Below are 24237 nucleotides of genomic sequence, written 5' to 3' on the forward strand. Positions count from 1 at the left end.
CGAGAGCCGCGCCTCCCCTCCGTCCGGGGGAAGCGCGGCTCTCCTCGTGTGCGGGGGCGTGCGCCGTCAGCCCTGTCCGCCCAGCACCCCCACCACCTGTCCCACCACGGGAATCGAGCCGACCGACTGCGCCTGCGCCACCGGGCCGGTGAGAGCCTTGGAGGTCAGCGGCTTGAAGTCGGCGAGCTGGGTGCCGACACCGTTGTCGAGCGGGTCGGCGCCGGTGCCCGCGAGGGGGTTGGGCTTGAGGCCGGCCACCGGGCCGAGGGCGTAGCCCACCGTGTCGGTCAGGCTCTGCATGCCCGCCTTCGGATCGACCTTGCCGAGCGAGGCGGGCCGCCCGGGCGCCTCGACGAGCGGGGCGGCATCGGCGGACGCCGCCGCCGCACCCAGGGCCGCTCCGGCGACCGTGAGGGCGACCAGGGCGCGCCGCGCGGTCGGGTTGTGAGGGGACGCGTGTCGGGCCATTGCTGGTGCCGCCTTCCGGTGCGCAGGGTAATCGAGTCGGCACAAAGGGTAGTTGAGGCGCGACGCGCACTCAAAAGCCGACCCGCGGAAGCCGTTTCGCGGCCGCCGGGTCCGTTCCCTGCGTACGGTGACCGCACGGGCACAGGGGGAATTGTTGTGTGACGCACGTTCCAAAGCCGACCCGCGGGGTCGGCAGCGGGCGCGCCATACGTCAAACTGGTGTTCCGTGAGCATTCATCCCCCGTCTCCCGCCCGTGTTGTGCTGCTGTGCGGCCCCTCGGGCTCGGGCAAGTCACTCGTCGCCGCCCATTCCGGGCTTCCCGTGCTGCGCCTCGACGACTTCTACAAGGAAGGCGACGACCCGACGCTGCCGCTGGTGGAGGGGAGTTCGGACATCGACTGGGACCATCCGCTGTCGTGGGACGCGGACGTCGCGGTCGAGGCCATCGCCCGGCTGTGCGCCACGGGGTCGACGACCGTGCCGGTGTACGACATCTCGCTGAGCGCGCGGACCGGCGAGGAGACCCTGTGCATAGACCGCACCCCGCTGTTCATCGCGGAGGGCATCTTCGCCGCCGAGATCGTGGAGCGCTGCCGTGAGCGGGGCATCCTGGCCGACGCCCTGTGCCTGAGCCGCGGGCCGGTCACCACCTTCCGGCGGCGCTTCCTGCGGGACCTGAAGGAGGGCCGCAAGTCGGTGCTGTTCCTGCTGCGCCGCGGCTGGCGGCTGATGCGCGCGGAACGGTCGATCGTCACCCGCCAGGTGTCGCTGGGCGCCCACCCCTGCGACCGTGACGAGGCACTGGGCAGGCTCGCGGCCGCGGCGGCGGGACGCCAGGCACGGGCGCAGACGGCGGCCTAGCCGAGCGCCGCACCGTACACACGGAAACGGGACTGGATGGACCCCCCGGCCCTCCAGTCCCGCTTTCCTGTGCTCCCCCGCGTCCCCCGTGGCGGAGCTCCCCCGTGTTTCCCCCGTGGGTCCCCCCGGACCCCGTTTTCCCCGTTACCCCCCCGACCTTCAGGCGACCAACTCGCCGAAGGCGTTCTCCTCGTCACGGCCGAAGCTGAGGACCTCGTCGTCGCGCAGCCGGCGGAGCGACCGCCAGATGCTGGACTTCACCGTGCCGACACTGATGTCGAGGATCTCCGCGATCTCCGGGTCCGTGCGGCCCTCGTAGTAACGGAGGACCAGCATGGTGCGCTGGAGTTCGGGCAGCCGGGCCAGCGCCTGCCACAGGACCGCGCGCAGCTCGGTGCCGCGCATCGCGTCCGTGTCGCCGGGCGTCTCCGGCAGTTCCTCGGTCGGGTACTCGTTGAGCTTGCGGCGCCGCCAGGCGCTGATGTGCAGGTTGGTCATGGTGCGGCGGAGGTATCCGCCGACCGCGGCCTTGTCGCTGATCCGGTCCCACGCCCGGTACGTCGAGAACAGCGCGCTCTGCAGCAGGTCCTCGGCCTCGAAGCGGTCGCCGGTCAGGTGGTAGGCGGTCGCGTACAGGGAGGCGCGGCGCTCCTGGACGTAGGCGGTGAACTCCGCCTCCGTCAGTGAGGGGCGCTCCCCCGTGTCCTCCCTGTACGCGGTTCCCCCGACGGTGCCCATGGCGGCTGACGCCGCGGGCCCCGTGACCCCCGTGTTGCTTCCCCCCGTGTGAGCGTCAACCACCGACATGTACGTGGTGTGCTGACGCCCGGCGCCGCGAGCGCACCCCCGCCCGCTCACGGCGCCGGACTTCTCGGAACCCCGGTTCACGTCGTGCAGACGCGTGATCACTGCGCTGGTGCTCATACCGTGCAGCGTGTTCATCTCGCGCCCCCCGTCGTGGACTTCCGGTGTTCAGTCTTGCTTCGGCTTGCTTCCTTGCCTGTGCCGAAAAGCTTGCCCGGGGACCTTCATGGCCGTGTCCGCCGACTGTCACAGACCTGTCACAGGGGTCGGCCACAGGGGGATCACGGAATGTGCACAGGTGGTGGCGGTAGCGGGATTCCAGGCAGCTCCACACCCCACAGGTCGTACGAGAGCCCCTCCATGGGCCAGAATGAGCCCCGTGCCTTCCCTGTTGCTGATCGAGGACGACGACGCCATCCGTACGGCCCTGGAGCTGTCTCTTACGCGCCAGGGACACCGTGTTGCCACCGCTGCCACCGGCGAGGACGGTCTGAAGCTGCTGCGTGAGCAGCGCCCGGACCTGATCGTGCTGGACGTGATGCTGCCCGGCATCGACGGGTTCGAGGTCTGCCGGCGCATCCGGCGCACGGACCAGCTGCCGATCATCCTGCTGACCGCGCGCAGCGATGACATCGACGTGGTGGTCGGGCTGGAGTCCGGCGCCGACGACTATGTCGTCAAGCCCGTGCAGGGCCGTGTGCTGGACGCCCGGATCCGGGCCGTGCTGCGGCGCGGGGAGCGGGAGTCCAGCGACTCGGCGACCTTCGGCAGCCTCGTCATCGACCGCTCGGCGATGACCGTGACCAAGAACGGCGAGGACCTGCAACTCACGCCGACGGAGCTGCGGCTGCTCCTCGAACTGAGCCGGCGGCCCGGTCAGGCGCTGTCCCGCCAGCAGTTGCTGCGGCTGGTCTGGGAACACGACTACCTGGGTGACTCGCGGCTGGTGGACGCGTGCGTGCAGCGGCTGCGCGCCAAGGTCGAGGACGTGCCGTCGTCCCCGACGCTGATCCGGACCGTGCGTGGTGTCGGCTACCGCCTGGACACTCCTCAGTGACGGACACGCAAGGGGGTATCCGCGGCTGGGCCGCGGGTCGCAAGGGAACCGTGTCACGGCTGCGCTTCACCAGTCTGCGGCTGCGTCTGGTCGTGGTCTTCGGGCTGGTGGCGCTCACGGCCGCCGTGTCGGCGTCGGGCATCGCCTACTGGCTCAACCGGGAGGCCGTGCTCACCCGTGCCCAGGACGCGGTGCTGCGCGACTTCGAGCAGGAGATGCAGAACCGCGCGGGTGCGCTGCCCATGCACCCCAGCCAGGACGAACTGCAGCGCACCGCGGGCCAGATGGCCAACAGCAGCCAGCGCTTCAGCGTGCTGCTCGTCGGCGAGGACACGAACGGCAAGACGGTGTACGGCAACTCCGGCGGCCTGAACGGGTTCGCGCTGGAGGACGTGCCCGAGTCGCTGCGTGCCGCGGTGAACAAGCAGCAGAAGGTGACCGACGGCAACAAGTCGCCGTACCACCTGTACTGGCAGCGGGTCGTCGACCACGGCACCCCATACCTGGTGGCCGGCACGAGAGTGATCGGCGGCGGTCCGACCGGCTACATCATGAAGTCCCTGGAGCCGGAGGCCAAGGACCTCAACTCCCTGGCCTGGTCGCTCGGTATCGCCACCGGGCTCGCGCTGATCGGCTCGGCGCTGCTCGCACAGGCCGCCGCGACCACCGTGCTCAAGCCGGTGCACCGGCTCGGAGTCGCCGCCCGGCGGCTCGGCGAGGGCAAGCTGGACACCCGGCTCAGGGTGTCGGGCACCGACGAACTCGCCGATCTGTCACGCACGTTCAACAACGCGGCCGAGGCGCTGGAGAAGCGGGTCGCCGACATGGCCGCGCGGGACGAGGCGTCCCGGCGGTTCGTGGCCGACATGTCCCACGAGCTCCGTACGCCGCTCACCGCCATCACCGCCGTCACGGAGGTGCTGGAGGAGGAGTTGGACATGGAGGCCGGAAGCATGGATCCGATGATCGAGCCCGCCGTACGGCTGGTGGTGAGCGAGACCCGGCGGCTGAACAACCTCGTCGAGAACCTGATGGAGGTCACCCGCTTCGACGCGGGCACCGCCCGGCTGGTCCTGGACGACGTCGACATCGCCGACCAGATCACCGCCTGCATCGACGCCCGCGCCTGGCTGGACGCGGTGGAGCTGGACGCCGAACGCGGCATCCACTCCCGCCTCGACCCGCGGCGCCTGGACGTCATCCTCGCCAACCTGATCGGCAACGCCCTCAAGCACGGCGGGTCGCCCGTGCGGGTGTCGGTGCGCATCGCCGACGACGAGTTGGTCATCGCCGTACGGGACCACGGGCCCGGCATCCCCGAGGACGTCCTGCCGCACGTCTTCGACCGCTTCTACAAGGCGAGCGCCTCCCGCCCGCGCTCCGAGGGCAGCGGCCTGGGCCTGTCCATCGCCCTGGAGAACGCCCACATCCACGGCGGCGAGATCACCGCCGCCAACTCGCCCGAGGGCGGCGCGGTGTTCACGCTGCGGCTGCCGAGGGACGCCTCGCGGCTCACGGAGGAGCTCGACGGCCAAGGCGACAAGGGCGGCACGGGCGGCACGGCCCACGGTTCCGAGGAAGGCGCGTCATGAACGCTCGACGTCTGCTGGCGCTCCCGCTGCTCGCCACCCTGCTCACCGGGTGCGGCATCCGGGCCACCGAGGTGCCCACCGACTTCGGCGGGGCGCCCTCACGGGTGCCGTGTTCGCTGACCGAGCCGGACCTGTCGGCGCAGTCCTCGCGGGGCGTGCCGGTGCAGGTGTTCCTGCTGTGCGGTTCGTCGCTGGTGACCGTGGACCGGTCGGTGCGCGTCCCGGACGGTACGCCGGACGCGAAGCGGCGGGTGCTCGTGGCGCAGGGGCTGCTGGACCAGCTCGCCGCGGCGCCGTCCGCGAGTGAGAAGGAAGCGGGCTACACGACGTACGTCCACGGCGGGATGAGCGTGAGCGGGCCGCGGCCCGAGGACCCCGAGGACACGCTGCGGCTGAGCACGGCGCCGGACCGGCTCACCTCGTACGCCCTCGCGCAGATCGTCTGCACGCTCTCCGACTCGGCGGCGGCCGAGGGGGACGGCTCGGTGATCCTGGGCGGGCCGGGGAGCTCGCCGCTGCGGCGGTACGAGTGCACCGACGACGTCCGGTCCCGGCCGGGGACGACGGAGCCGCCGTCGGGCGAGGTGGCCGCGGGCTGACAGCCCGTGGAACGCCAGGTGTGTGCGAGGCCTCATGCACGCGTGCGTGGCGGATCCGGAACCGATCGTGCACGCGGGCGCGTCTTGGGGAGCGTGCAGCGTCAAGGCTCCATCGGCGGCAGTGCCGCGATCCGCATCCGTGTGACAGGAGGTGTCCTCCTCGTCGCGCACCTCGCGTTCGTCGCCTGGCTCATGCTGCGACCGTTGGACGTCCCCTGGGTGATGCCCGCCAACCTGCGCCCCTTCGCGGGCATCCGTGCCGATCTGGCGCTGGGCTGGCCGGAGGCGGCCCGACGGATCGGCGAGGGGCTGGGACTGCTCGCGCCGCTGGGCGTGCTGCTGCCCATGGCACACGGCAGACTCGCCGTCTCCCCGCTCGCGTCCCTGATCCGTACGGCGGCCGCGGGCGCCCTGATCTCGCTGGGCATCGCTTTACTGCAGACAGGCGTGCCGGGACGGGTCGTGGACGTCGACTCGCTGCTGCTGAACACGGTCGGCGTGATGCTGGCCCACCTGGCCGTCGTCCCGGCGGGCCGCTCCTGGCTCCGCCGCAGGGGCGAGCGGGTGCATCACACGGCAGCCCTCCAGGAGGAGGCGCCTCAGGGGCGTACCCCGACGATTCCCAGGGTCGGGATCGCACCCTAGAGCGACGCTTTACCCGCTTCGTCTCCGTAGCGTAGATGGCAGATGGGCAGCCAACCCGCCCACACCGACGAACGCCCAGGGCCCACCAACGCCCCCTTTTCCCACGCGTCGGCCGCGAGGGAGCCGAAGGGGCGCGCCGGTGTCGAGAGCCCGAACGCGCGGAGGCCCGAAGGGCTGAGCACGATCGGGCTCTCGACACCGGCCGAGGCGCCCCGTAGGCGACCGAGCCATCAAAAAGGAGCGCGCCGACATGTCTTCCCTCGTCCGCCCCACCCAAGGCCGCATGATCGGCGGAGTGTGCGCCGCCCTGGCGCGGCGCTTCGGCACCTCCGCGACGACGATGCGGGTGATCTTCCTGCTGTCCTGCCTGCTGCCGGGCCCGCAGTTCCTGCTCTACATAGCGCTGTGGATCCTGTTCCCGTCGGAGGACAAGGCACGGACGGCCTGGTGAGTCCCCCGCACGGAAACGCCATTGGGGCGCACCCGGAGCTTCCGGGGCGCCCCAACGGCGTGTGGGGGGTTCGGGTCAGCCGAGCGGGATCCCGTTCACCGGCGTGCCGTGCGTGGGCAGGCCCTGGAGCGGCAGACCGCCGAGGAGGCTCTTGACCGGCGCGGTCGGGCCCTGGGTCAGGACCTTCTCGGCGGCCGGCTGGGCGGCGGCCAGGCCCGCGCCGACCGCGGTCTGCCCCTGGGCGAGCGCCTCACCGGCGCCGGGCAGGGTCCTGGTGACGCCGTCCAGGGTCTGGGTGGCGTCCGGGACGGCCGGGGCGGCGTTGGCCGCGCCCGCACCGACGGCGGCGAAGGCGGCACCGAGGGCGGCGACACCGAGGGTTTTGGCAGCAGACTGCTTCATGGTGAATGCGTCCTTGAATGCGATAACGGGGATCAGAACGAGCTGAGCGGTCCTCGACCGTAAACACGTCCAGCCGTCCGCCGCAAACATCGAAATGCGGACGGATTGTGAAGCCCGTCCGCATTCCGTGCACCCCGACCGCCTCCGGTCAGCCCTCGGAATCGATAGAACCGCTGCTAGAGGCGGCCTGCTGGAACAGCCATTCGGATTTCAGTTCCGCGTATCCGGGCTTGACGACGTCATTGATCATGGCAAGCCGTTCATCGAAAGGAATGAACGCTGATTTCATCGCATTGACGGAGAACCACTGCATGTCGTCGAGCGTGTAACCGAATGCTTCGACGAGATGCTCGAATTCCCGGCTCATACTGGTGTGGGACATCAGACGGTTGTCCGTGTTCACGGTGGCCCGGAAGTGCAGTCGGCGCAGCAGCCCGATCGGGTGTTCGGCGTACGAGGCGGCGGCGCCGGTCTGGAGGTTCGAGCTGGGGCACATCTCCAGCGGGATGCGCTTGTCCCGTACGTACGAGGCGAGCCGGCCGAGCTTCACCGTGCCGTCCTCGTGGACCTGGATGTCGTCGATGATGCGCACCCCGTGCCCGAGCCGGTCGGCGCCGCACCACTGCAGGGCCTGCCAGATGGACGGCAGTCCGAAGGCCTCGCCGGCGTGGATGGTGAAGTGGTTGTTCTCGCGCTTGAGGTACTCGAACGCGTCCAGGTGCCGGGTGGGCGGGTAGCCGGCCTCGGCGCCGGCGATGTCGAAGCCGACGACGCCCAGGTCGCGGTAGCGGTTGGCGAGTTCGGCGATCTCCAGGGCGCGGGCCGCGTGCCGCATGGCGGTGAGCAGGGCGCCGACCCGGATGCGGTGGCCGTTCTCCCGGGCCAGCCGCTCCCCCTGCCGGAAGCCCTCGTTGACCGCCTCGACGACCTCTTCGAGGCTGAGGCCGCCCTCCAGATGCTGCTCGGGGGCGTAGCGCACCTCGGCGTAGACGACCCCGTCCTCGGCGAGGTCCTCGGCGCACTCGCGGGCGACCCGGACCAGCGCGTCGCGGGTCTGCATCACGCCGACGGTGTGCGAGAAGGTCTCCAGGTAGCGCTCCAGGGAGCCGGAGTCGGCGGCCTCGCGGAACCAGACGCCGAGCTTGTCGGGATCGGTCTCGGGAAGCTGGGAGTAGCCCGATTCCCGGGCCAGTTCGACGATGGTCCCGGGGCGGAGGCCGCCGTCGAGATGGTCGTGCAGCAGAACCTTGGGCGCCCGGCGGATCTGGTCCGACGTCGGGATGGTTCCAGTCTGGACAGTCTGGCTCGTCATTTCCGCACTCTAACGCCTACGCGCGTAGAGGCCTGGTGTACGAATTCGTCGATACGTAATGGTGACCCCACGGACGGGTGGCGTACGCCCGTATTTCTGACACTGTTCTGTCATGGCACAGCAATCGGCGCCGGTACGAACGGCCAGGCTGGGTAGGGCAGTCGGCCAGGAGCCGACGGCGGTGAGCGGAGCGGTGCTGCTGCTCCCGGGCGGCGAGGAGGTCTCCGCCCGCAGGCCGTCCTCCGTATGGGCGACAGTCTCCGTGCGCGGCCTCGGCCGGACCCTCGCGCGCGCGGGGCGGGACGAGGGGCTGGCCACGCACGTCGTCCACTACCGCTACCGCGGCTGGAACGGCAGCGAGGCGCACCCGGCGGGAGACGCGGCCTGGGCCGTGGACGAGATCGTACGGCGGTACGGCGACGTCCCCGTCTGTCTGGTGGGCGTGGGGATGGGCGGCCGGGCGGCGCTGCGGGCGAGCGGGCACGAGGCGGTCAACTCCGTCGTGGCGCTCGCCCCTTGGCTGCCCGAGGACGATGTCGCGGCTCCGCCGGAGCCCGTGAAGCAGCTCGTGGGACGCCGGGTGCTGATCGTGCACGGCACCAACGACGAGCGGACCGATCCCGAGCTGTCGTTCCGGCTGGCGATGCGGGCGAAGAAGGCGAACCGGGACGTGTGCAGGTTCGAAGTGCACACGGACGGACACGCGCTGCACCAGTACCGCGACGAAGTCCACGCGCTCGCCTCGGACTTCGCGATGGGCGCGCTGTTCGGGCATCCGCTCTCCCGTCCGGTGGAGGACGCGCTGGCCGCTCCGCCGCCCCTGGGCCTGCGGATGCCGCTGGCCGCGGGGTTCGGGCATTCGCTGCACCGGGCGTGAGGTTCAGGCGAGCAGGTTCCCCCGCTTCGAGAGCAGGAACTTCTTGAAGGCGGCCACCGGAGGCGTGTCCGGGTGGCCGTCCAGCCAGGCCACGCCGATCTCCCGTACCGCCCGCGGAGCCGTGACCGTCAGTTCCACGACTCCCGGGCGGGGGAAGGGCGGCGGGGGCAGGAGGGCGACGCCGAGGCCCGCCGCCACCAGGCCGCGCAGCGTCTCGGCCTCCTCGCCCTCGAAGGCGACCCGCGGCTTGAAGCCGGCCTCCTTGCACAGGTCGTCGGTGATGCGGCGCAGGCCGTAGCCGGGTTCCAGGGTGACGAAGGTTTCGTCGGCGGCCTCGGCCAGGCGGATGCGTCTGCGGCCGGCCAGGGGATGGTCGGCGGGGACGACCAGACGGAGCTTCTGCTCGTCCAGGCGGCGGGCCACCAGGTCGGGGGCGTCCGGGACCGGGGAGGTCAGGCAGAGGTCCAGTTCGCCCGCTCGCAGGCCTTCGAGCATCGCCTCCCCGTAGGTCTGGACGAGGCTGAAGCGGACCCGCGGATGGTCGGCGCGGAAGGCGTGGAGGAGGCCGGGGACCGTCTCGGCGCCCATGGTGTGCAGGAAGCCGAAGGCGACCTTGCCGGTGGCCGGGTCGGCGTCGGCGCGCACCTCGTCGGCGGCGCGCTCGATCTCGGCCAGCGCACGTTCCACGGAGGTGAGGAAGGTGCGGCCGGCCGGGGTGAGGGAAACCGTGCGGCCGCGGCGGGCGAACAGCTCGACGCCCAGGTCCCGCTCCAGCCGGACCATGGCCCGGGACAGCGTCGACTGCGGCACCTGGGTCTCCTGCGCGGCCCGGGTGACGTGCTCGGTGCGGGCGACCGCGGCGAAGTAGGCGAGGCGCGGGGCGAGCAGCCTCGACATGTCAGCCATGTCAGCCATGTCTTCTGTGTCACTGGACGGTGACAGTCGAGTCCGTGACCTCTGCTGATGCACCATGGGAACGATTATGACGAGTCCATGCATTGGACGGATGAGTCGGGGCGTACGTAGCTTCGAGGCATGTCTCCCGCCAGTACCGGGGCGTCCACCGTTGTGGACGCCGTCCCGTCCGTTTCCGCCACCGACTCGTCTTCCGACTCCCGTATGGCCCCGGGTGGCCCCGGCTACCGCCGGATGAGCTTCGCCCTCTTCCTCGCCGGTGTCGCGACCTTCGCGCTCCTCTACTCCACGCAGGCCCTGCTGCCGCTGATCTCCGGCGAGTTCGGGGTGGCGGCGAACGAGGCGAGCTGGACGGTGGCGGCCGCGACGGGCGGTCTGGCGCTGTTCGTGCTGCCGATGAGCGCCCTGTCCGAGCGCTTCGGCCGCCGTACGGTGATGACGGCCTCGCTGGCGGTCGCGGTGTCGGTCGGCATGCTGGTCCCCTTCGCGCCGTCGATCGGCGCGCTGGTGGTGCTGCGGGCGGTCCAGGGCGCGGCGCTGGCCGGGCTCCCGGCGTCGGCAACGGCGTACCTGGCCGAAGAGGTCCGGCCGAAGGCCCTGGTCACGGCGATCGGCCTGTTCGTCGCGGGCAACAGCATCGGCGGGATGAGCGGCCGGGTCATCACCGGCTGGATCGCGCAGGAGTGGGGCTGGCGGATCGCCATCGGCGTGATCGGCGCGATCGCGGTCGGCTGCGCGGTGGCCTTCCGCCTCCTGCTCCCGGCGCCGAAGCACTTCATGCCGGGCTCGCTGCGCCCCCGTGTCCTGGCCGGCACGGTCCGCGACCATCTGTCCGACCCGCTGCTGCGCCGGCTGTACGCGATCGGCGCGCTGTTCATGACGGTCTTCGGCGGCGTCTACACGGTGATCGGCTATCGCCTTACGGAGGAGCCGTTCGGGCTGCCGCAGGGCATCGTCGGCTCGATCTTCCTGGTGTACCTGGTGGGTACGGTCTCGGCGTCGACGGCGGGCCGGCTGGTCGGCCGGCTGGGCCGCCGGGGCGCGCTCTACCTGGCCGGCGGCACGACGGCGGCGGGCCTGCTGCTGTCCCTGGCCGACTCGCTCCCGCTGGTCCTGCTGGGCCTGGTCCTGATCACGGCGGGCTTCTTCGCGGGCCACGCGGTGGCGTCCTCGGCGGTCGGCAAGACGGCCACGCACGGCCGCGCCCAGGCCTCGGCCCTCTACCAGTCCGCGTACTACATCGGCTCCAGCACCGGCAGCACGGTCGGCGCGATCGCCTTCCACGCGGGCGGCTGGGCCGGGACCGTCGGGGTCGGCCTGCTCGCGGTCCTCGGCGTGGTCACGATCACGGTGCTCGGCACCCGTGCGGCCCGGGTGGCGGCACGCCGGGACCTCGTCGCCGCACACTGAAACCCTCCTCCTCGCGTTCCCCCTGCTCAGGACCCGTTGTCAGCGGTCGCCGCTAGTGTCCGCGCGACAACCGGACCGAGCAGGGGGTTTTCGTATGGAGTTTCGGGCCGAGCGCGGGGCGTTCGCCGAGGCCGTGGCGTGGGCGGCGCGGGCGCTGCCTGCGAGGTCGCCGGTGCCGGTGCTGGGCGGGCTGCTGCTGGAGACGGATGCCGGACGGCTGACGGTGTCCGGCTTCGACTTCGAGACGGCGGCGCGCATCGAGGCCGACGCGGAGACGGCCGCGTCCGGCCGGGTGCTGGTGCTCGGGCGCAGGCTGCTGGACATCTGCCGGGTGCTCCCGGAGGGGCCGGTGAGCTGCGCGCTGGAGGGGACGCGGTTCACGGTGGAGGCGGGCGGGACGGAGTTCGGGCTGTCGACACTGCCGCTCGACGAGTACCCGGCGCTTCCGGTGACGCCCCCGTCGTACGGGGCCGTGGACGCGGCCGCCTTCGCCACCGCCGTCGGGCAGGTCGCCGTGGCCGCGGGCCGGGACGACACACTGCCGGTGCTGACGGGCGTCCAACTGCGCCTGGAGGGCGAGGAGATGACGGTGTCGGCGTCGGACCGCTACCGGTACGCCGTACGGCGGCTGCCGTGGAAGCCGGAGGCCGGTGCGGGCGGCGGGCCGGTGGAGACGCTGCTGCCCGCGCGTCGGCTGCTCGACGTGGCACGGTCGCTGGCCCGGTGCGGGAGCGTGCGGATCGGGCTCGACCCGTCGGCTTCGGCCGGTGGTGGCCTGGTCGGCTTCGAGGGCGGGCCGATGCGGTCGGTCGTACGGCGGCTGGACGGGCGGCTGCCGGGCTACGGGTCGTTGTTCGAGCTCACGGGGGCCACGGTCGCCGAGGTGGAGTGCGGGGCACTGGCGGAGGCGGTGCGGCGCGTCTCGGTCGTGGCGGAGGCGAACAGTCCGGTACGGCTGGACTTCTCGGCCGGGGACGGGTCGGTGCGGGTGCGGGCCGGGTACGGGGACGACGTGGCGGCGCAGCGGCTGCCGGCGGGGCTGACGGGCGCCGAGGAGGTGACGGTGTCCTTCAATCCGGCGTATCTGCTGGACGCGCTGAACTCGTTCGAGGGGCCCGGACTGCGGATGGAGCTGCTGGGGGCGGGACAGCGGGCGCTGTTGAGCGCGGTCGCGGAGGAGGGGGCCTTCGTTTCTCACCGGCATCTGCTCATGTCGGTGAAGCAACTGGTCTGATACGGCTCCGGCCTGGGCCTTCGTTCGCTGCGGGGGCCGTTGTCAGTGGGCTGCGGTAGCTTCCGAAGTGCTGGCGCGCGAAGGCGCCTCACGGGAACGGCCACAGGGGTGGGTGGACGATGGGCGACACCACGGCGACGACGGATCTCGACGTCGCGCTGGAGAAGCACCGGACCGAGCTGACCGGGTACTGCTACCGCATGCTCGGCTCCTCCTTCGAGGCCGAGGACGCGGTGCAGGACACCCTGGTCCGGGCCTGGCGGAGCTACGACAAGTTCGAGGGCCGCTCCAGCCTGCGCTCCTGGCTGTACCGGATCGCGACGAACGTCTGCCTGGACATGTTGTCCGCGGGCAACAAACGGGCGAGGCCGGTGGACCTGTCGGACTCGACGCCCCTGGCCCAGGCGGCCCTCTCCCCCCGTCCGGACAGCACCTGGCTGGAGCCGGTCCCGGACGCCCGTGTGCTGCCCACGGTCGACGACCCGGCGGAGGCGGCCATCGCCAAGGAGTCCATCCGCCTCGCCTTCATGGCGGCCCTGCAGCAGCTGCCGCCCAAGCAGCGAGCGGTACTCATCCTGCGCGAGGTGCTGGCCTGGAAGGCGAGCGAGGTCGCCGAGCTCCTGGGCACCACGGTCGCCTCGGTCAACAGCGCGTTGCAGCGGGCGCGGGCGACGCTCGCGGAGCGGGAGGACAAGGGTGCCGGGGCGGCGGTGTCGGACCCGCTGGACGAGGAACAGCGAAAGCTCCTCGACCGCTATGTCGCCGCCTTCGAGGGGTACGACATGACGGCGCTGACGGCGCTGCTCCACGAGGACGCGGTGATGACGATGCCGCCGTTCGACCTGTGGCTGACCGGCCACGACGACATCACCGGCTTCATGACGACCCTGGGCTCCGCCTGCGCCGGCTCCCGCCTGCTGCCGGTCCAGGTCAACGGCCTGCCCGGCTTCGCCCAGTACAAGCCGGACCCGGAGGCGGGCGGATTCACCCCCTGGTCCATCCAGGTCCTGGAGATATCAGACGGCCGGCTGACCGGGTTCCACTTCTTCCTCGACACGAAGCGGTGGTTCCCGCTGTTCGGGCTGCCCCTCCATCTCGAAGCGGAGACCGACGAGGTCGAGGAGGGCGTGTAGAGCCGGGTCAGGGTCGCGGAGGCGTATCCGGCCTCCGGCCCGGCGGGCGGTGAGCTGGAGCCGGGCGAGGAGGTCGACGGCCCCGAGCCCGGGTGGTCCGAGCCCGCCCACGTCACATACGACGACACCGGCTCCGGTGACCTCCAGCAGCGCCCGCACGTCGTCGCACAGCCCCGCCACCTCGTCCTTTGCGACGGGGCCGGGCAGCACGAGTACGGCGGGTGATTCGGCGTCCACGTGCGGTAGACCGAGTGGACGCCGGTAACTCATCGCGCCGCGGCAGGTCCTATCGGCGCGTCACCGGTCCCAGCACGCCGAACGGGACCGGCGGTGATCCGCCGGTCCCGCTCACCCGAAAGGGAAATCGCCTGGTCAGGCGATGCGTTCCAGCACCACCGGCGTGGCCGAGAACTGCGTGCCGGGGGCCGCGATGTCGTACGAACCCTCGACCGCCTGCAGCGCGTAGTCGAAGCGCTCGGGGGTGTCGGTGTGCAGGGTCAGCAGGGGCTGGCCCTCCGTCACCGTGTCGCCGGGCTTGGCGTGCATCTCGACGCCCGCTCCCGCCTGCACCGGGTCCTCCTTGCGGGCGCGCCCGGCGCCCAGGCGCCACGCCGCGATGCCGATGTCGTACGCGTCCAGGCGGGTCAGGACGCCGGAGGCGGACGCCTTGACCACGTGCTGTTCCTTCGACGTGGGCAGCGGGGCGTCCGGGTCGCCGCCCTGGGCCGCGATCATGCGGCGCCAGACGTCCATGGCCGAGCCGTCGGCCAGGGCCTTCGCCGGGTCCGCGTCCTTCACGCCGGCGGCGTCGAGCATCTCGCGGGCGAGGGCGATCGTCAGCTCGACCACGTCCGCCGGGCCGCCGCCCGCCAGGACCTCGACCGACTCGCGGACCTCCAGGCCGTTGCCCGCCGTCAGGCCGAGCGGGGTGGACATGTCCGTGAGGAGCGCGACCGTCTTCACGCCGTGGTCGGTGCCCAGGCCCACCATCGTGGAGGCGAGCTCGCGCGCGTCCTCGATCGTCTTCATGAAGGCGCCCGTGCCGACCTTCACGTCGAGGACCAGGGAGCCGGTGCCCTCGGCGATCTTCTTCGACATGATCGAGGAGGCGATCAGCGGGATCGCCTCGACCGTGCCGGTGACGTCACGCAGGGCGTACAGCTTCTTGTCCGCGGGGGCCAGGCCGTCGCCCGCCGCGCAGATCACGGCACCCGTGGTGTCGAGGACGTGCAGCATCTCCTCGTTGGAGAGGAGGGCCCGCCAGCCCGGGATCGACTCCAGCTTGTCCAGCGTGCCACCGGTGTGACCAAGGCCCCGGCCCGACAGCTGCGGGACGGCCGCGCCGCAGGCCGCGACCAGGGGAGCCAGCGGAAGCGTGATCTTGTCGCCGACGCCGCCCGTGGAGTGCTTGTCGGCCGTCGGGCGGGACAGGGACGAGAAGTCCATGCGCTCGCCGGACGCGATCATCGCGGCGGTCCAGCGGGCGATCTCACGGCGGTTCATGCCGTTGAGCAGGATGGCCATCGCGAGCGACGACATCTGCTCGTCGGCGACCTCGCCGCGCGTGTACGCGTCGATGACCCAGTCGATCTGCTCGTCGCTGAGCTCACCGCGGTCCCGCTTGGTGCGGATGACGGAGATGGCGTCCATGGCCATGGTGTGCGTTCCTTCCGGGAGTGCGAAGGGTGCGGCCCCTCCGGGCCGGTGGCTCGGAGGGGCCTTACGGGAGTTACTTGGTGAGATGGTCCGGCCCGAAGGCCTGGGGCAGCATCTCCGAGAGCGGCAGGACGCCCGCCGGGGTGTCCAGGAGCAGGTCGGGCCCGCCGAACTCGTACAGCAGCTGGCGGCAGCGGCCGCACGGCACGAGCAGGCCGCCCGTGCCGTCCACGCAGCTGAAGTGCGTGAGGCGGCCACCGCCGGTGCGCTGCAGCTGCGAGACCAGTCCGCACTCGGCGCACAGGCCGAGACCGTACGAGGCGTTCTCGACATTGCAGCCGGTGACGATGCGCCCGTCGTCGACCAGGGCCGCGACGCCGACCGGGAAGCCCGAGTACGGGGCGTACGCGTGGGACATGGCCTCGCGGGCCTCCGCGCGCAGCGCCTGCCAGTCGAAATCGGCGGCCGAGGTGGTCACTTGCCCTGTCCCTTCCGGTACCGCATGCCGTCGGCCTTGGGCATCCGCAGGCGCTGCGCGGACAGCGACAGCACGAGCAGGGTGACGACATACGGGGTGGCGCCGACGAAGTCGCTCGGGACCTCGTCCGTGAGCAGGTACCAGACCAGGACGAGCGCGGCCATGACGGCGCTGATGACACCCTGCCACACGGCCTTGCGGTACAGCTTCCAACCGGCCAGCGCCGCGAGGAGGACGACCAGCAGGAGGAGCAGGGCGTGCACGGTCACACCGCCGTTGCGCAGCTGAAGTGCGTCGGAGTAGCCGAACAGGCCGGCGCCCATGGCCAGCCCACCGGGCCGCCAGTTGCCGAAGATCATGGCCGCGAGGCCGATGTAGCCGCGCCCGCCGGTCTGGCCCTCCAGGTACGTGTGCGAGGTGACCAGCGCGAGGAAGGCGCCGCCGAGGCCGGCGAGACCGCCGGAGACGGCCACGGCCGCGTACTTGTACTTGTAGACGTTGACGCCGAGCGATTCCGCGGCGGTCGGGTTCTCGCCGGCGGAGCGCAGCCGCAGACCGAAGGGGGTGCGCCACAGCAGCCACCAACTGCCGACGAACAGCAGCGCGGCCAGGATCGTCACCACCGACAGGTCGGTGACCAGACCGCCGATGATGCCCGCGAGGTCGGAGACCAGGAACCAGTGGTGCTTCTCGATCGACGCGAGCGCGTCGGAGAGGCCGGGCACGGTGACGTTCGGCAGCGAGTCCACGGGCGGGGACTGCTTGGGGTTGCCGCCCGCGTTCGCCGCCGCGCCGTCGGCGAAGAACAGCTTGGCGAGGTACTGGGTGGTGCCGAGCGCGAGCAGGTTGATCGCGACACCGGAGACGATGTGGTCGACGCCGAAGGTGACGGTCGCGACGGCGTGCACCAGGCCGCCGAGGACACCGAAGCCGATGCCGCACAGCAGGCCCAGCCAGGGGCTGGACTGCCAGCCCATCCAGCCGGCGCCGAAGGTGCCGAGGATCATCATGCCCTCGAGGCCGATGTTGACCACGCCGGACCGCTCGGACCACAGACCCGCGAGACCGGCGAGCCCGATCGGCACGCCCAGACCCAGCGCGGCGTTGACCTGTCCGGCGGAGTCGAGCTGGTTGGAGCCGGTGATCACGCGGACCGCGGCCACGAGCAGCAGGGCGCCCGCGACGATCATGAGGATCTGGCCGAGCGACCGGCCCGAAGCCTTGGCGGCGGTGTCCGCCTTGGGCGCCGCGGGCGGCGGCGTGTCGGTCATCGTGGCAGTCATCACGCCACCTCCTGCATCTTCGTCGGGGCGGCGGCCTGGGCGGCGAGCTCGGCGCCGACCCGGTGCTGCTGGCGCTTGAGGCCGTAGCGGCGTACGACCTCGTAGGCGATCACGACACACAGGACGATGACGCCCTGGATGACACCGAGGATCTCCTTGTCGTAGCCCTGGAACTCCAGGTGGTTGGTGGTGCGCTCCAGGAAGCCCCACAGGAGGGCGCCGAGCGCGATGCCGATCGGGTGGTTGCGGCCGAGCAGCGCGATGGCGATGCCGGTGAAGCCGATGCCGACCGGGAAGTCGTTGCTGAACTGGTGGCTGTCGTTGAGCAGGGTCGGCATGCCGATGAGTCCGGCCACCGCACCCGAGATGATCATGCTGGTGGCGATCATCTTCTTCACCCCGACACCGCTCGCGGCGGCGGCGGTCTCGGACTGGCCGACGGTGCGCAGGTCGAAGCCGAACCTGGTGCGGCCGAGCACGAACCAGTACGCGACGCCGACGATCACGGCGATGAAGAGGAAGCCCCACAGCACGCCGGCCGGGCCGGTGTCGATGCTGAAGAAGTACGACGACGACGGCAGCGGCTTGGTCGAGACGACGGTGCCGCCCTGCTGGAGCTCGCCCAGCTTTCCGGGCTGGAGCAGGTAGGCGATGATCGCGGTGGCGATCGAGTTCAGCATGATCGTCGAGATGACCTCGCTGACCCCTCGCGTCACCTTGAGGATGCCGGCGATGGCCGCCCAGAGGGCGCCGGTCGCCATGGCGCAGATGATGATCAGCGGGATGGCTATCCAGCCGGGCACGGTGAGCGCCCCGCCGAGGACGGCGGCGATGAACGCGGCCAGCCGGTACTGGCCGTCGACACCGATGTTGAACAGGTTCATGCGGAAGCCGAAGGCCACCGCGACACCCGCCAGGTAGTACGTCGTCGCCTTGTTCAGGATGTAGACCTGGCTGTCGCTGGCGAAGCCGTAGGTCACCATGTCGCTGAAGGCGTCACCGGGGTTCTTGCCGGTGGCGAGGATCACCAGGGTGGTGACGACGAGCGCGGCGACGATCGCCAGCAGCGGCGCCGCGATCCCGAGGAGCAGCCGCTCCTTGTCGATCCGTGAGGTCAGCTTGTTCATCGGGCGTCGTCCTCTGCGTGCTCCAGGTGGCCGGTGGCCGCCCCCGTCATGGCGGAGCCCAGCTCCTCGGGGGTGATCGTGGCGGGGTCGGCGTCGGCGACCAGACGGCCGCGGTACATGACCCGCAGGGTGTCGGAGAGCCCGATGAGCTCGTCCAGGTCGGCGGAGATCAGCAGCACGGCGAGGCCCTTGCGACGCGCCTCGCGGATGTGGTCCCAGATCGCGGCCTGCGCGCCGACATCCACACCGCGGGTGGGGTGGGCGGCGATGAGCAGCTTGGGGTCGTGGCTCATCTCGCGGCCGACGATCAGCTTCTGCTGGTTGCCGCCGGACAGCGAGGCCGCGGTCACGTCGATGCCGGGGGTGCGGACGTCGTACGCCTGCACGATCCGCTCGGTGTCGGCGCGGGCCGCCTTGATGTCGAGCAGCCCGCCGCGCGAGTTGGGCCGCTCGGAGACGTGGCCGAGTATGCGGTTCTCCCACAGCGGTGCTTCCAGGAGCAGGCCGTGGCGGTGGCGGTCCTCGGGGATGTAGCCGATACCGGCCTCGCGGCGGTTGCGGGTCGCGGCGTGGGAGATGTCGGCGCCGTCGAGCGTGATCACGCCGGCGTCCGGCCGGCGCATGCCCATGATCGCCTCGACCAGCTCGGACTGGCCGTTGCCCTCCACACCGGCGATGCCGAGGACCTCGCCCTTGTGGATGGTGAAGGAGATGTCGTCCAGGATGATCCGCTCGACGCCGTCGAGGTCCGTCTGTGCGAGGCGCAGGCCGTCCAGCTTGATCAGCGGGACGTCCGTGACGGTGGACTCCTCGGTCTCCGGCGTGGGCAGTTCGCTGCCGACCATCAGCTCGGCGAGCTGCCTGGACGTGGTGCCCTGCGGCTCGACCGTCGCGACGGTGGTGCCGCGACGTATGACGGTGATCTCGTCGGCGACGGAGAGCACCTCGCCCAGCTTGTGGGAGATGAAGATGACGGTGAGGCCCTCGGCCTTCAGGTCGCGCAGGTTGTCGAAGAGCGCGTCGACCTCCTGCGGCACCAGGACGGCGGTGGGCTCGTCCAGGATGAGGGTCTTGGCGCCGCGGTAGAGGACCTTGAGGATCTCCACACGCTGGCGGTCGGCGACGCCGAGCTCCTCCATGAGGACGTCCGGCCGGACGTTCAGGCCGTACGCGTCGGAGATCTCCTTGATCTTGGCGCGGGCCTTGGCCCCGATGCCGTACAGCTTCTCCGCGCCGAGGACGACGTTCTCCAGGACGGTGAAGTTGTCGGCGAGCATGAAGTGCTGGTGCACCATGCCGATGCCGCGGGCGATGGCATCGGCGGGGTTGTGGAAGACGACCTGTTCGCCGCCCACCGTGATGGTGCCCTCGTCCGGCTGCTGCATGCCGTAGAGGATCTTCATCAGGGTGGACTTGCCGGCTCCGTTCTCACCGCACAGGGCGTGTACGGTGCCCGTACGGACCGTGATGTCGATGTCGCGGTTGGCGACGACGCCGGGGAAACGCTTGGTGATGCCGCGCAGTTCGACGGCAGCGGGAGGGCTGGACGCGTTGATGGCGCACTCTCCTCGGGGAAAGGGGCTGCGTGGGGAGGGCAGGCGTCGGCGACGCTAGCGCGGCAACTCCATGCTACACGCGTAGAGTTGACACATTGTTATGGCTCGGCGGGGGGCGACGGATGGCGCCCCCCGCCGAGCCGGGGTCCGACGGGACCCATCAGGTCACGGAGTGGTCTTGACCTTGATCGAGCCGTCGATGATCTTCTTCTTCGCGGCGTCCAGCTTGGCCTGGATGTCGGTGATGAAGCCACCGCTGGTGGCCAGCGAGACACCGTCCTTGGCGAGCGAGTAGGTGTTGGTGCCGGTCAGCGGCTTGCCGTCGTGCACGGACTTGATGAAGTCGTAGACACCGACGTCGACGTTCTTGACCATCGAGGTCAGGATCGAGCTCTTGTACTTGGCCAGACCCGGGATGTTGTACTGGTCGGAGTCCACGCCGATGGCCCAGGCACCCTTGACGCCGTTGACGGCCTCGATCGCACCGTTGCCGGAGGAGCCGGCCGCCGAGTAGATCACGTCCGCGCCGTTGTCGAGCATGCCCTGCGCGGCCTGCTTGCCCTTGTCGGGGCTGGCGAAGCCGGAGAAGTCGGAGCCGTGGCTCAGGTACTGGGTGTCGACCTTGATCTTCGAGTTGGTGTCCTTGACGCCCTGGACGTAGCCCGCCTCGAACTTCTTGATCAGCGGGACGTCGACACCGCCGATGAAGCCGACGTGGTCCTTCTTCGTCTTCAGCGCGGCGGCGACACCGGCCAGGTAGGAGCCCTGCTCCTCGGTGAACGTGATGCTGTCGACGTTCTTGGCGTCCACGACCGAGTCGACGAGGCCGAAGCTGGTCTTCGGGTACTTCGCGGCGATCTTGGTCACGGAGGAGGCGTAGGAGAAACCGACGGCGACGATCGGGTTGTAGCCGGCGTCCGCCAGGTCCGACAGGCGCTGCTCGCGGTCGGCCTCGGTGTCGGAGGTCTTGGCGGTCAGCTCCTTGATGTCGCCGCTGAACTCGCCCTTGGCCTTGTCGGCACCACGCGCGGCGGAGTCGTTGAAGGACCGGTCACCACGGCCGCCGACGTCGTAGGCGAGGCCGATCTTGACACCCTTGCCGCCACCCGAGGAGGGAGACGTGCTGGTGTTGTCGGAGGAGGTGCTGCCACATGCAGTGGCAGTCACGGCGAGGGCTGCGGTGACGATACACGCAGCGGAAAGCTTGGCTACCCGGCGCACGGGAGGCTCCTTCACCTGACCTGAGCGCCATGTCGGCGCTTGATGTGAGCACCGTGCCGGTGCTCGAGCCGAACGCCCCGGCGGCGTCGGCTCCGCGGAATCGTAACGCGCGTAGATGTCAGAAAAACACCCCTCATAAAGCCGTTATCGATTCGAGGCAAACACTGTCTGAACTCGGAGTCTGAAGGCGCCTCGGCCGCCGTCGCAGACCGTGCACGAATGGCTCGCGAGGGTGTTGCCCCCGACGACGGAACGACTCTCACCGAGACCAGCGCTCTCGGGGTGGGCCCAGCTTCCCACACCCACAAGCGCCGGGGGCGCCCGCTTCCCACGCGGCGATCCCAGACGCTGCCCCGCGGGCGCCTCGCGCCAGGCAGGGTGAATGCAAGCCCGATCGAACAGTCTTGCGACCCCTCTGCCCCTTGGTCAGGTTGAGCCCAGCGATCTTCAGCCATTGACCAAGGCTGATCATTTGGGATTACCCAAGGGGGAACTCCTGAATTTCCGTAAAGCCATCTCTTCGCAGTCGGTGTGGGCGTCACCGCCGGCACCGCGCTCGTCCTGCGTCCGCCGCGCCCGGGCCGTGTGCGTGGGCCCGAACGGCCACACGTTCAACCTGGAGGGCAACTGGGTCAGCACGCGCAAGGACGAGACCTCGCATGCGACCTGCAGGTCGGACCCGGCGCACACCAGCGTCGGCGTCCTCAGCACGAAGATCGAGACCGGCGAGCCCATCCGATCGGCAGAGGTCAGGCTGATCGGCAGAGATCAGGCGCTTTTCGCTCCCGCCACATGAGTCAGGCCGTCCGGTGGTGGCACGCCGGACGGCCTGACTCATCCGGCCGTACGTGGTTCAGGCCTCCCCAGAGGACATCGCGTCCAGGAAGGCGGCGGCCGTGAACAGCTCCACGCCCACCACGATGGCGTACTCGTCGGCGTCGAAGTCGCCCTGGTGCAGGTCCCGCACCGTGCGCTCGCCGGGTGTCCGCACGCCGAGCCGGGCCAGGGCCCCCGGCACGTGCTCCAGGTACCAGGAGAAGTCCTCGCCGCCGAGGCTCTGCTCGGTCCCCTCGACAGAGTCCGCGCCGCGGCGCGCGACCATGGCGTCCCGCAGCAGCTCGGTCACGACGGGGTCGTTGACCACCGGCGGGACGCCCCGCACGTAGTTGATCTCCGACTTCGCCCGGTGCATGGTCGCGACCTCGTCGATCGCCGCGTGCACGATGTCGGGCGCCTGCCGCCAGGTCTCCAGGTCCAGGCACCGCACGGTCCCGGACAGCTCCGCGTGCTGCGGGATCACGTTCGGCGCGTGCCCCGACTCGATCCGCCCCCAGGTCACGGCGAGCCCGCTCCTGCTGTCCACGCGCCGGGCGACGAGCGCGGGCACGTCGGTGGCGACACGGGCGGCGGCGGTGACGAGGTCGGTGGTCAGATGCGGCCGGGCGGTGTGCCCCCCGGGCCCGTCCAGCGCGATCTCCAGCCGGTCGCAGGCACTGGTGACGGCACCGTGCCGCAGCCCGATCCGCCCGACGTCCACCCGGGGGTCGCAGTGCACCGTGACGATTCTCCGCACCCCGTCCAGCACGCCGCACTCGATGATGTCGGCGGCGCCGCCGGGCAGCACCTCCTCGGCGGGCTGGAAGATCAGCCGCACGGGCCGGGGCAGCAGCCCCTGCTTGTGGAGCTCGGCGAGGACGAGTCCCGCCCCCAGCACCACGGTCGTGTGCACGTCGTGTCCGCAGGCGTGGGCCCGGTCCGGCACGGTCGACCGGTACGGGCACTCGCTCTTCGTGTCCGGGATGGGGAGGGCGTCGATGTCGGCCCGCAGGGCGAACACGCCCCCGTCGGCGCCGCCGCCCCCCGCCTCCCCGCCGATGTCACAGACGAGCCCGGTTCCGACGGCGAGGACGCGGGGCCTGAGCCCGGCCTTCTCCAGCCGCTCCTTGATCGCGGCGGTCGTGCGGAACTCCTGGTTGCCGAGCTCGGGGTGCATGTGCAAGTCGCGCCGGAACGCTACGAGTTCGGCGTGCAGCGCCTCGCTCAGCACGCCCGGAAGCGCACCCCCGGACAGATCGGCCTCGGACTCTCGGGACATCAATTGGTTCACCCTCTGAAGGGTAGGACGCCCGGACGGTCAACTGACCCTCGATCAACAAAAGTTCAACCCGTTAGGGGAAGAAAATCTGACCACCGGACGCATAGCTATCGACGGAGATGGGTAAACTCGCCCGACTTCAAGCCAAGTCGATCACGAAAATCCGCGGAGCGCGACCCCAGTCGCTCCCCTGCGCCCGTCGCCGTTCCTTTCCTCCACGGATACCACGCCCTGCCCGAGCGCCGCTGGAGCTGTCCAGCCGGCGGACCGAAGCGGCGTACGGCCCGGCGCCCGCCCCGGTATCGTGCGCCGTCGTGACCGAACGGGACTTCATCCAGGACACCCGCTCCTCCTACGACGCCATCGCCAAGGAGTACACGGACCGCCACCCGGACCACCTCGCGGACAGACCCGTGGACCGGGCCATGCTCACCGCCTTCGCCGAGCTGGCGAGAACCGCCGCCCCCGCCCCCGTCGCCGATCTCGGCTGCGGCCCGGGGTATGTCACCGCCCGCCTGCACGACCTCGGGGTTGCGACGTTCGGCGTCGACCTCTCCCCCCGGATGGTCGCCCTGGCCCGCGAGGCGCACCCGCACCTGCGCTTCCACGTGGGCTCGATGACGTCCCTGGACCTCCCGGACGGAACGCTCGCCGGGATCGCCGCCCTCTACTCGATCATCCATGTACCCGACGAGCACCTGCCGGCGACCTTCGCGGAGTTCCACCGCACCCTGGTCCCCGGCGGCCACGTCCTGCTGGCCTTCCAGTACGGCGACGGCGCCGGCCTGCGCCTCACGGAGCGCTTCGGCCACCAGATCGGCCTCGACTACCACTGGCGCACCCCGGACAGGGCCGCCGCCCTGCTGGCCGAGGCGGGCCTCCACCCGCTCGCCCGGACCGTACGCGAGCCCATGGACGAGGAGAAACTCCCCCGCGGATTCCTTCTGGCCCGCAAATCCCCGACCGACCGGCCCTGACCCCGCCGCCGGCCGGCCGGACGGCGGCCGGCACAGGCGCGCGCCGAGCGCGGCAACTTCTGTCCCGGCCAGGGTCCGGACCG

25 protein-coding genes are annotated in these 24237 nt (G+C 70.9%); 12 read left to right on the forward strand and 13 right to left on the reverse strand.

The genetic code is table 11. From position 1 onward, the window contains the following. Positions 1–66 precede the first annotated feature (66 nt). Positions 67–468: a hypothetical protein gene (locus ACIPSA_RS09360; protein WP_402630879.1), complete on the reverse strand. Its 402-nt coding sequence runs from the start codon at positions 466–468 to the stop codon at positions 67–69. Between the two features lie 226 nt (positions 469–694). Between ACIPSA_RS09360 and ACIPSA_RS09365 the strand changes: the two genes are divergently transcribed. Then, positions 695–1330 carry a uridine kinase gene (locus tag ACIPSA_RS09365; RefSeq protein WP_402630882.1) on the forward strand — a complete coding sequence of 212 codons (636 nt, stop codon included), beginning with the start codon at positions 695–697 and terminating at the stop codon, positions 1328–1330. A gap of 159 nt (positions 1331–1489) precedes the next feature. Here ACIPSA_RS09365 and ACIPSA_RS09370 read toward each other — a convergent pair whose 3' ends face one another. Continuing rightward, on the reverse strand, positions 1490–2272 hold the full coding sequence (locus tag ACIPSA_RS09370) for a SigE family RNA polymerase sigma factor (protein ID WP_402630885.1): 783 nt from the start codon (positions 2270–2272) through the stop codon (positions 1490–1492). A gap of 241 nt (positions 2273–2513) precedes the next feature. On the opposite strand from ACIPSA_RS09370, the gene afsQ1 reads away from it, so the two are divergent. The 5 genes from afsQ1 (at position 2514) to ACIPSA_RS09395 (ending at position 6478) form a co-directional block, all read left to right on the forward strand. After that, a complete protein-coding gene (gene afsQ1 / locus ACIPSA_RS09375; protein ID WP_263211969.1) occupies positions 2514–3191 on the forward strand; it encodes a two-component system response regulator AfsQ1 in 678 nt (225 codons plus the stop codon). Further along, entirely contained in the window at positions 3188–4783 is a 1596-nt protein-coding gene (locus tag ACIPSA_RS09380) for an ATP-binding protein (RefSeq protein ID WP_402630888.1), read from the forward strand. Before afsQ1 ends, ACIPSA_RS09380 begins: the two co-directional genes overlap by 4 nt. Next, positions 4780–5382, forward strand: a complete 603-nt coding sequence (locus tag ACIPSA_RS09385) for a hypothetical protein (RefSeq protein WP_402630891.1) — start codon at positions 4780–4782, stop codon at positions 5380–5382. The genes ACIPSA_RS09380 and ACIPSA_RS09385 overlap by 4 nt, the downstream gene beginning before the upstream one ends. Positions 5383–5475: 93 nt before the next feature. Next, positions 5476–6027 (forward strand): VanZ family protein, encoded by a 552-nt coding sequence (locus ACIPSA_RS09390; protein WP_402630894.1) that lies wholly within the window; start codon positions 5476–5478, stop codon positions 6025–6027. A 250-nt stretch (positions 6028–6277) separates the two neighbouring features. Beyond that, positions 6278–6478, forward strand: coding sequence for a PspC domain-containing protein (locus tag ACIPSA_RS09395; RefSeq protein ID WP_402630897.1), 201 nt, complete (start codon positions 6278–6280; stop codon positions 6476–6478). A 75-nt stretch (positions 6479–6553) separates the two neighbouring features. On the opposite strand, the gene ACIPSA_RS09400 is transcribed toward ACIPSA_RS09395, so the two are convergent. Next, positions 6554–6880, reverse strand: a complete 327-nt coding sequence (locus ACIPSA_RS09400) for an ATP-binding protein (RefSeq protein ID WP_402630900.1) — start codon at positions 6878–6880, stop codon at positions 6554–6556. Positions 6881–7028: 148 nt separating this feature from the next. Continuing rightward, positions 7029–8192, reverse strand: a complete 1164-nt coding sequence (locus ACIPSA_RS09405; protein WP_402630902.1) for an adenosine deaminase — start codon at positions 8190–8192, stop codon at positions 7029–7031. Between the two features lie 112 nt (positions 8193–8304). Between ACIPSA_RS09405 and ACIPSA_RS09410 the strand changes: the two genes are divergently transcribed. Then, positions 8305–9069, forward strand: coding sequence for an alpha/beta hydrolase family protein (locus ACIPSA_RS09410; RefSeq protein WP_402630905.1), 765 nt, complete (start codon positions 8305–8307; stop codon positions 9067–9069). Positions 9070–9072: 3 nt separating this feature from the next. Here ACIPSA_RS09410 and ACIPSA_RS09415 read toward each other — a convergent pair whose 3' ends face one another. Beyond that, positions 9073–10041: a LysR family transcriptional regulator gene (locus tag ACIPSA_RS09415; RefSeq protein WP_402630908.1), complete on the reverse strand. Its 969-nt coding sequence runs from the start codon at positions 10039–10041 to the stop codon at positions 9073–9075. A 63-nt stretch (positions 10042–10104) separates the two neighbouring features. On the opposite strand from ACIPSA_RS09415, the gene ACIPSA_RS09420 reads away from it, so the two are divergent. From ACIPSA_RS09420 to ACIPSA_RS09430, 3 genes are all read left to right on the forward strand, one after another. Further along, a complete protein-coding gene (locus tag ACIPSA_RS09420) occupies positions 10105–11394 on the forward strand; it encodes an MFS transporter (protein ID WP_402630911.1) in 1290 nt (429 codons plus the stop codon). A gap of 94 nt (positions 11395–11488) precedes the next feature. Then, entirely contained in the window at positions 11489–12628 is a 1140-nt protein-coding gene (dnaN, locus tag ACIPSA_RS09425) for a DNA polymerase III subunit beta (protein WP_402630914.1), read from the forward strand. 119 nt (positions 12629–12747) lie between these two features. Further along, entirely contained in the window at positions 12748–13761 is a 1014-nt protein-coding gene (locus ACIPSA_RS09430) for a sigma-70 family RNA polymerase sigma factor (RefSeq protein WP_402630917.1), read from the forward strand. Here the strand turns inward: ACIPSA_RS09430 and ACIPSA_RS09435 are convergent. The 7 genes from ACIPSA_RS09435 to ACIPSA_RS09465 all read right to left on the reverse strand — a co-directional run bounded on the left by ACIPSA_RS09435 (position 13645) and on the right by ACIPSA_RS09465 (position 21082). Then, entirely contained in the window at positions 13645–14031 is a 387-nt protein-coding gene (locus tag ACIPSA_RS09435) for an STAS domain-containing protein (RefSeq protein WP_402630920.1), read from the reverse strand. The two genes, ACIPSA_RS09430 and ACIPSA_RS09435, sit on opposite strands and share 117 nt — an antisense overlap. A 102-nt stretch (positions 14032–14133) precedes the next feature. Continuing rightward, on the reverse strand, positions 14134–15417 hold the full coding sequence (locus tag ACIPSA_RS09440; protein WP_402630923.1) for a thymidine phosphorylase: 1284 nt from the start codon (positions 15415–15417) through the stop codon (positions 14134–14136). Between the two features lie 73 nt (positions 15418–15490). After that, positions 15491–15895 carry a cytidine deaminase gene (locus tag ACIPSA_RS09445; RefSeq protein WP_402630926.1) on the reverse strand — a complete coding sequence of 135 codons (405 nt, stop codon included), beginning with the start codon at positions 15893–15895 and terminating at the stop codon, positions 15491–15493. Continuing rightward, complete coding sequence (locus ACIPSA_RS09450) at positions 15892–17178, reverse strand: ABC transporter permease (protein WP_402630928.1); 1287 nt, start codon at positions 17176–17178, stop codon at positions 15892–15894. The genes ACIPSA_RS09445 and ACIPSA_RS09450 overlap by 4 nt, the downstream gene beginning before the upstream one ends. Continuing rightward, on the reverse strand, positions 17178–18305 hold the full coding sequence (locus tag ACIPSA_RS09455) for an ABC transporter permease (RefSeq protein ID WP_402630931.1): 1128 nt from the start codon (positions 18303–18305) through the stop codon (positions 17178–17180). The genes ACIPSA_RS09450 and ACIPSA_RS09455 overlap by 1 nt, the downstream gene beginning before the upstream one ends. Further along, positions 18302–19828, reverse strand: coding sequence for an ABC transporter ATP-binding protein (locus ACIPSA_RS09460; protein WP_402631731.1), 1527 nt, complete (start codon positions 19826–19828; stop codon positions 18302–18304). The genes ACIPSA_RS09455 and ACIPSA_RS09460 overlap by 4 nt, the downstream gene beginning before the upstream one ends. A 198-nt stretch (positions 19829–20026) precedes the next feature. After that, positions 20027–21082, reverse strand: a complete 1056-nt coding sequence (locus ACIPSA_RS09465) for a BMP family protein (RefSeq protein WP_402630934.1) — start codon at positions 21080–21082, stop codon at positions 20027–20029. 454 nt (positions 21083–21536) lie between these two features. On the opposite strand from ACIPSA_RS09465, the gene ACIPSA_RS09470 reads away from it, so the two are divergent. Further along, complete coding sequence (locus ACIPSA_RS09470) at positions 21537–21878, forward strand: hypothetical protein (RefSeq protein WP_402630937.1); 342 nt, start codon at positions 21537–21539, stop codon at positions 21876–21878. Between the two features lie 57 nt (positions 21879–21935). Here ACIPSA_RS09470 and ACIPSA_RS09475 read toward each other — a convergent pair whose 3' ends face one another. Continuing rightward, positions 21936–23177, reverse strand: coding sequence for an amidohydrolase (locus ACIPSA_RS09475; protein ID WP_402630940.1), 1242 nt, complete (start codon positions 23175–23177; stop codon positions 21936–21938). A gap of 314 nt (positions 23178–23491) precedes the next feature. On the opposite strand from ACIPSA_RS09475, the gene ACIPSA_RS09480 reads away from it, so the two are divergent. Next, positions 23492–24154 (forward strand): class I SAM-dependent methyltransferase, encoded by a 663-nt coding sequence (locus ACIPSA_RS09480; protein WP_402630943.1) that lies wholly within the window; start codon positions 23492–23494, stop codon positions 24152–24154. The last annotated feature ends 83 nt before the right edge of the window (positions 24155–24237 follow it).

Source organism: Streptomyces sp. NPDC086549, assembly GCF_044746205.1.
Lineage (GTDB): Bacteria > Actinomycetota > Actinomycetes > Streptomycetales > Streptomycetaceae > Streptomyces.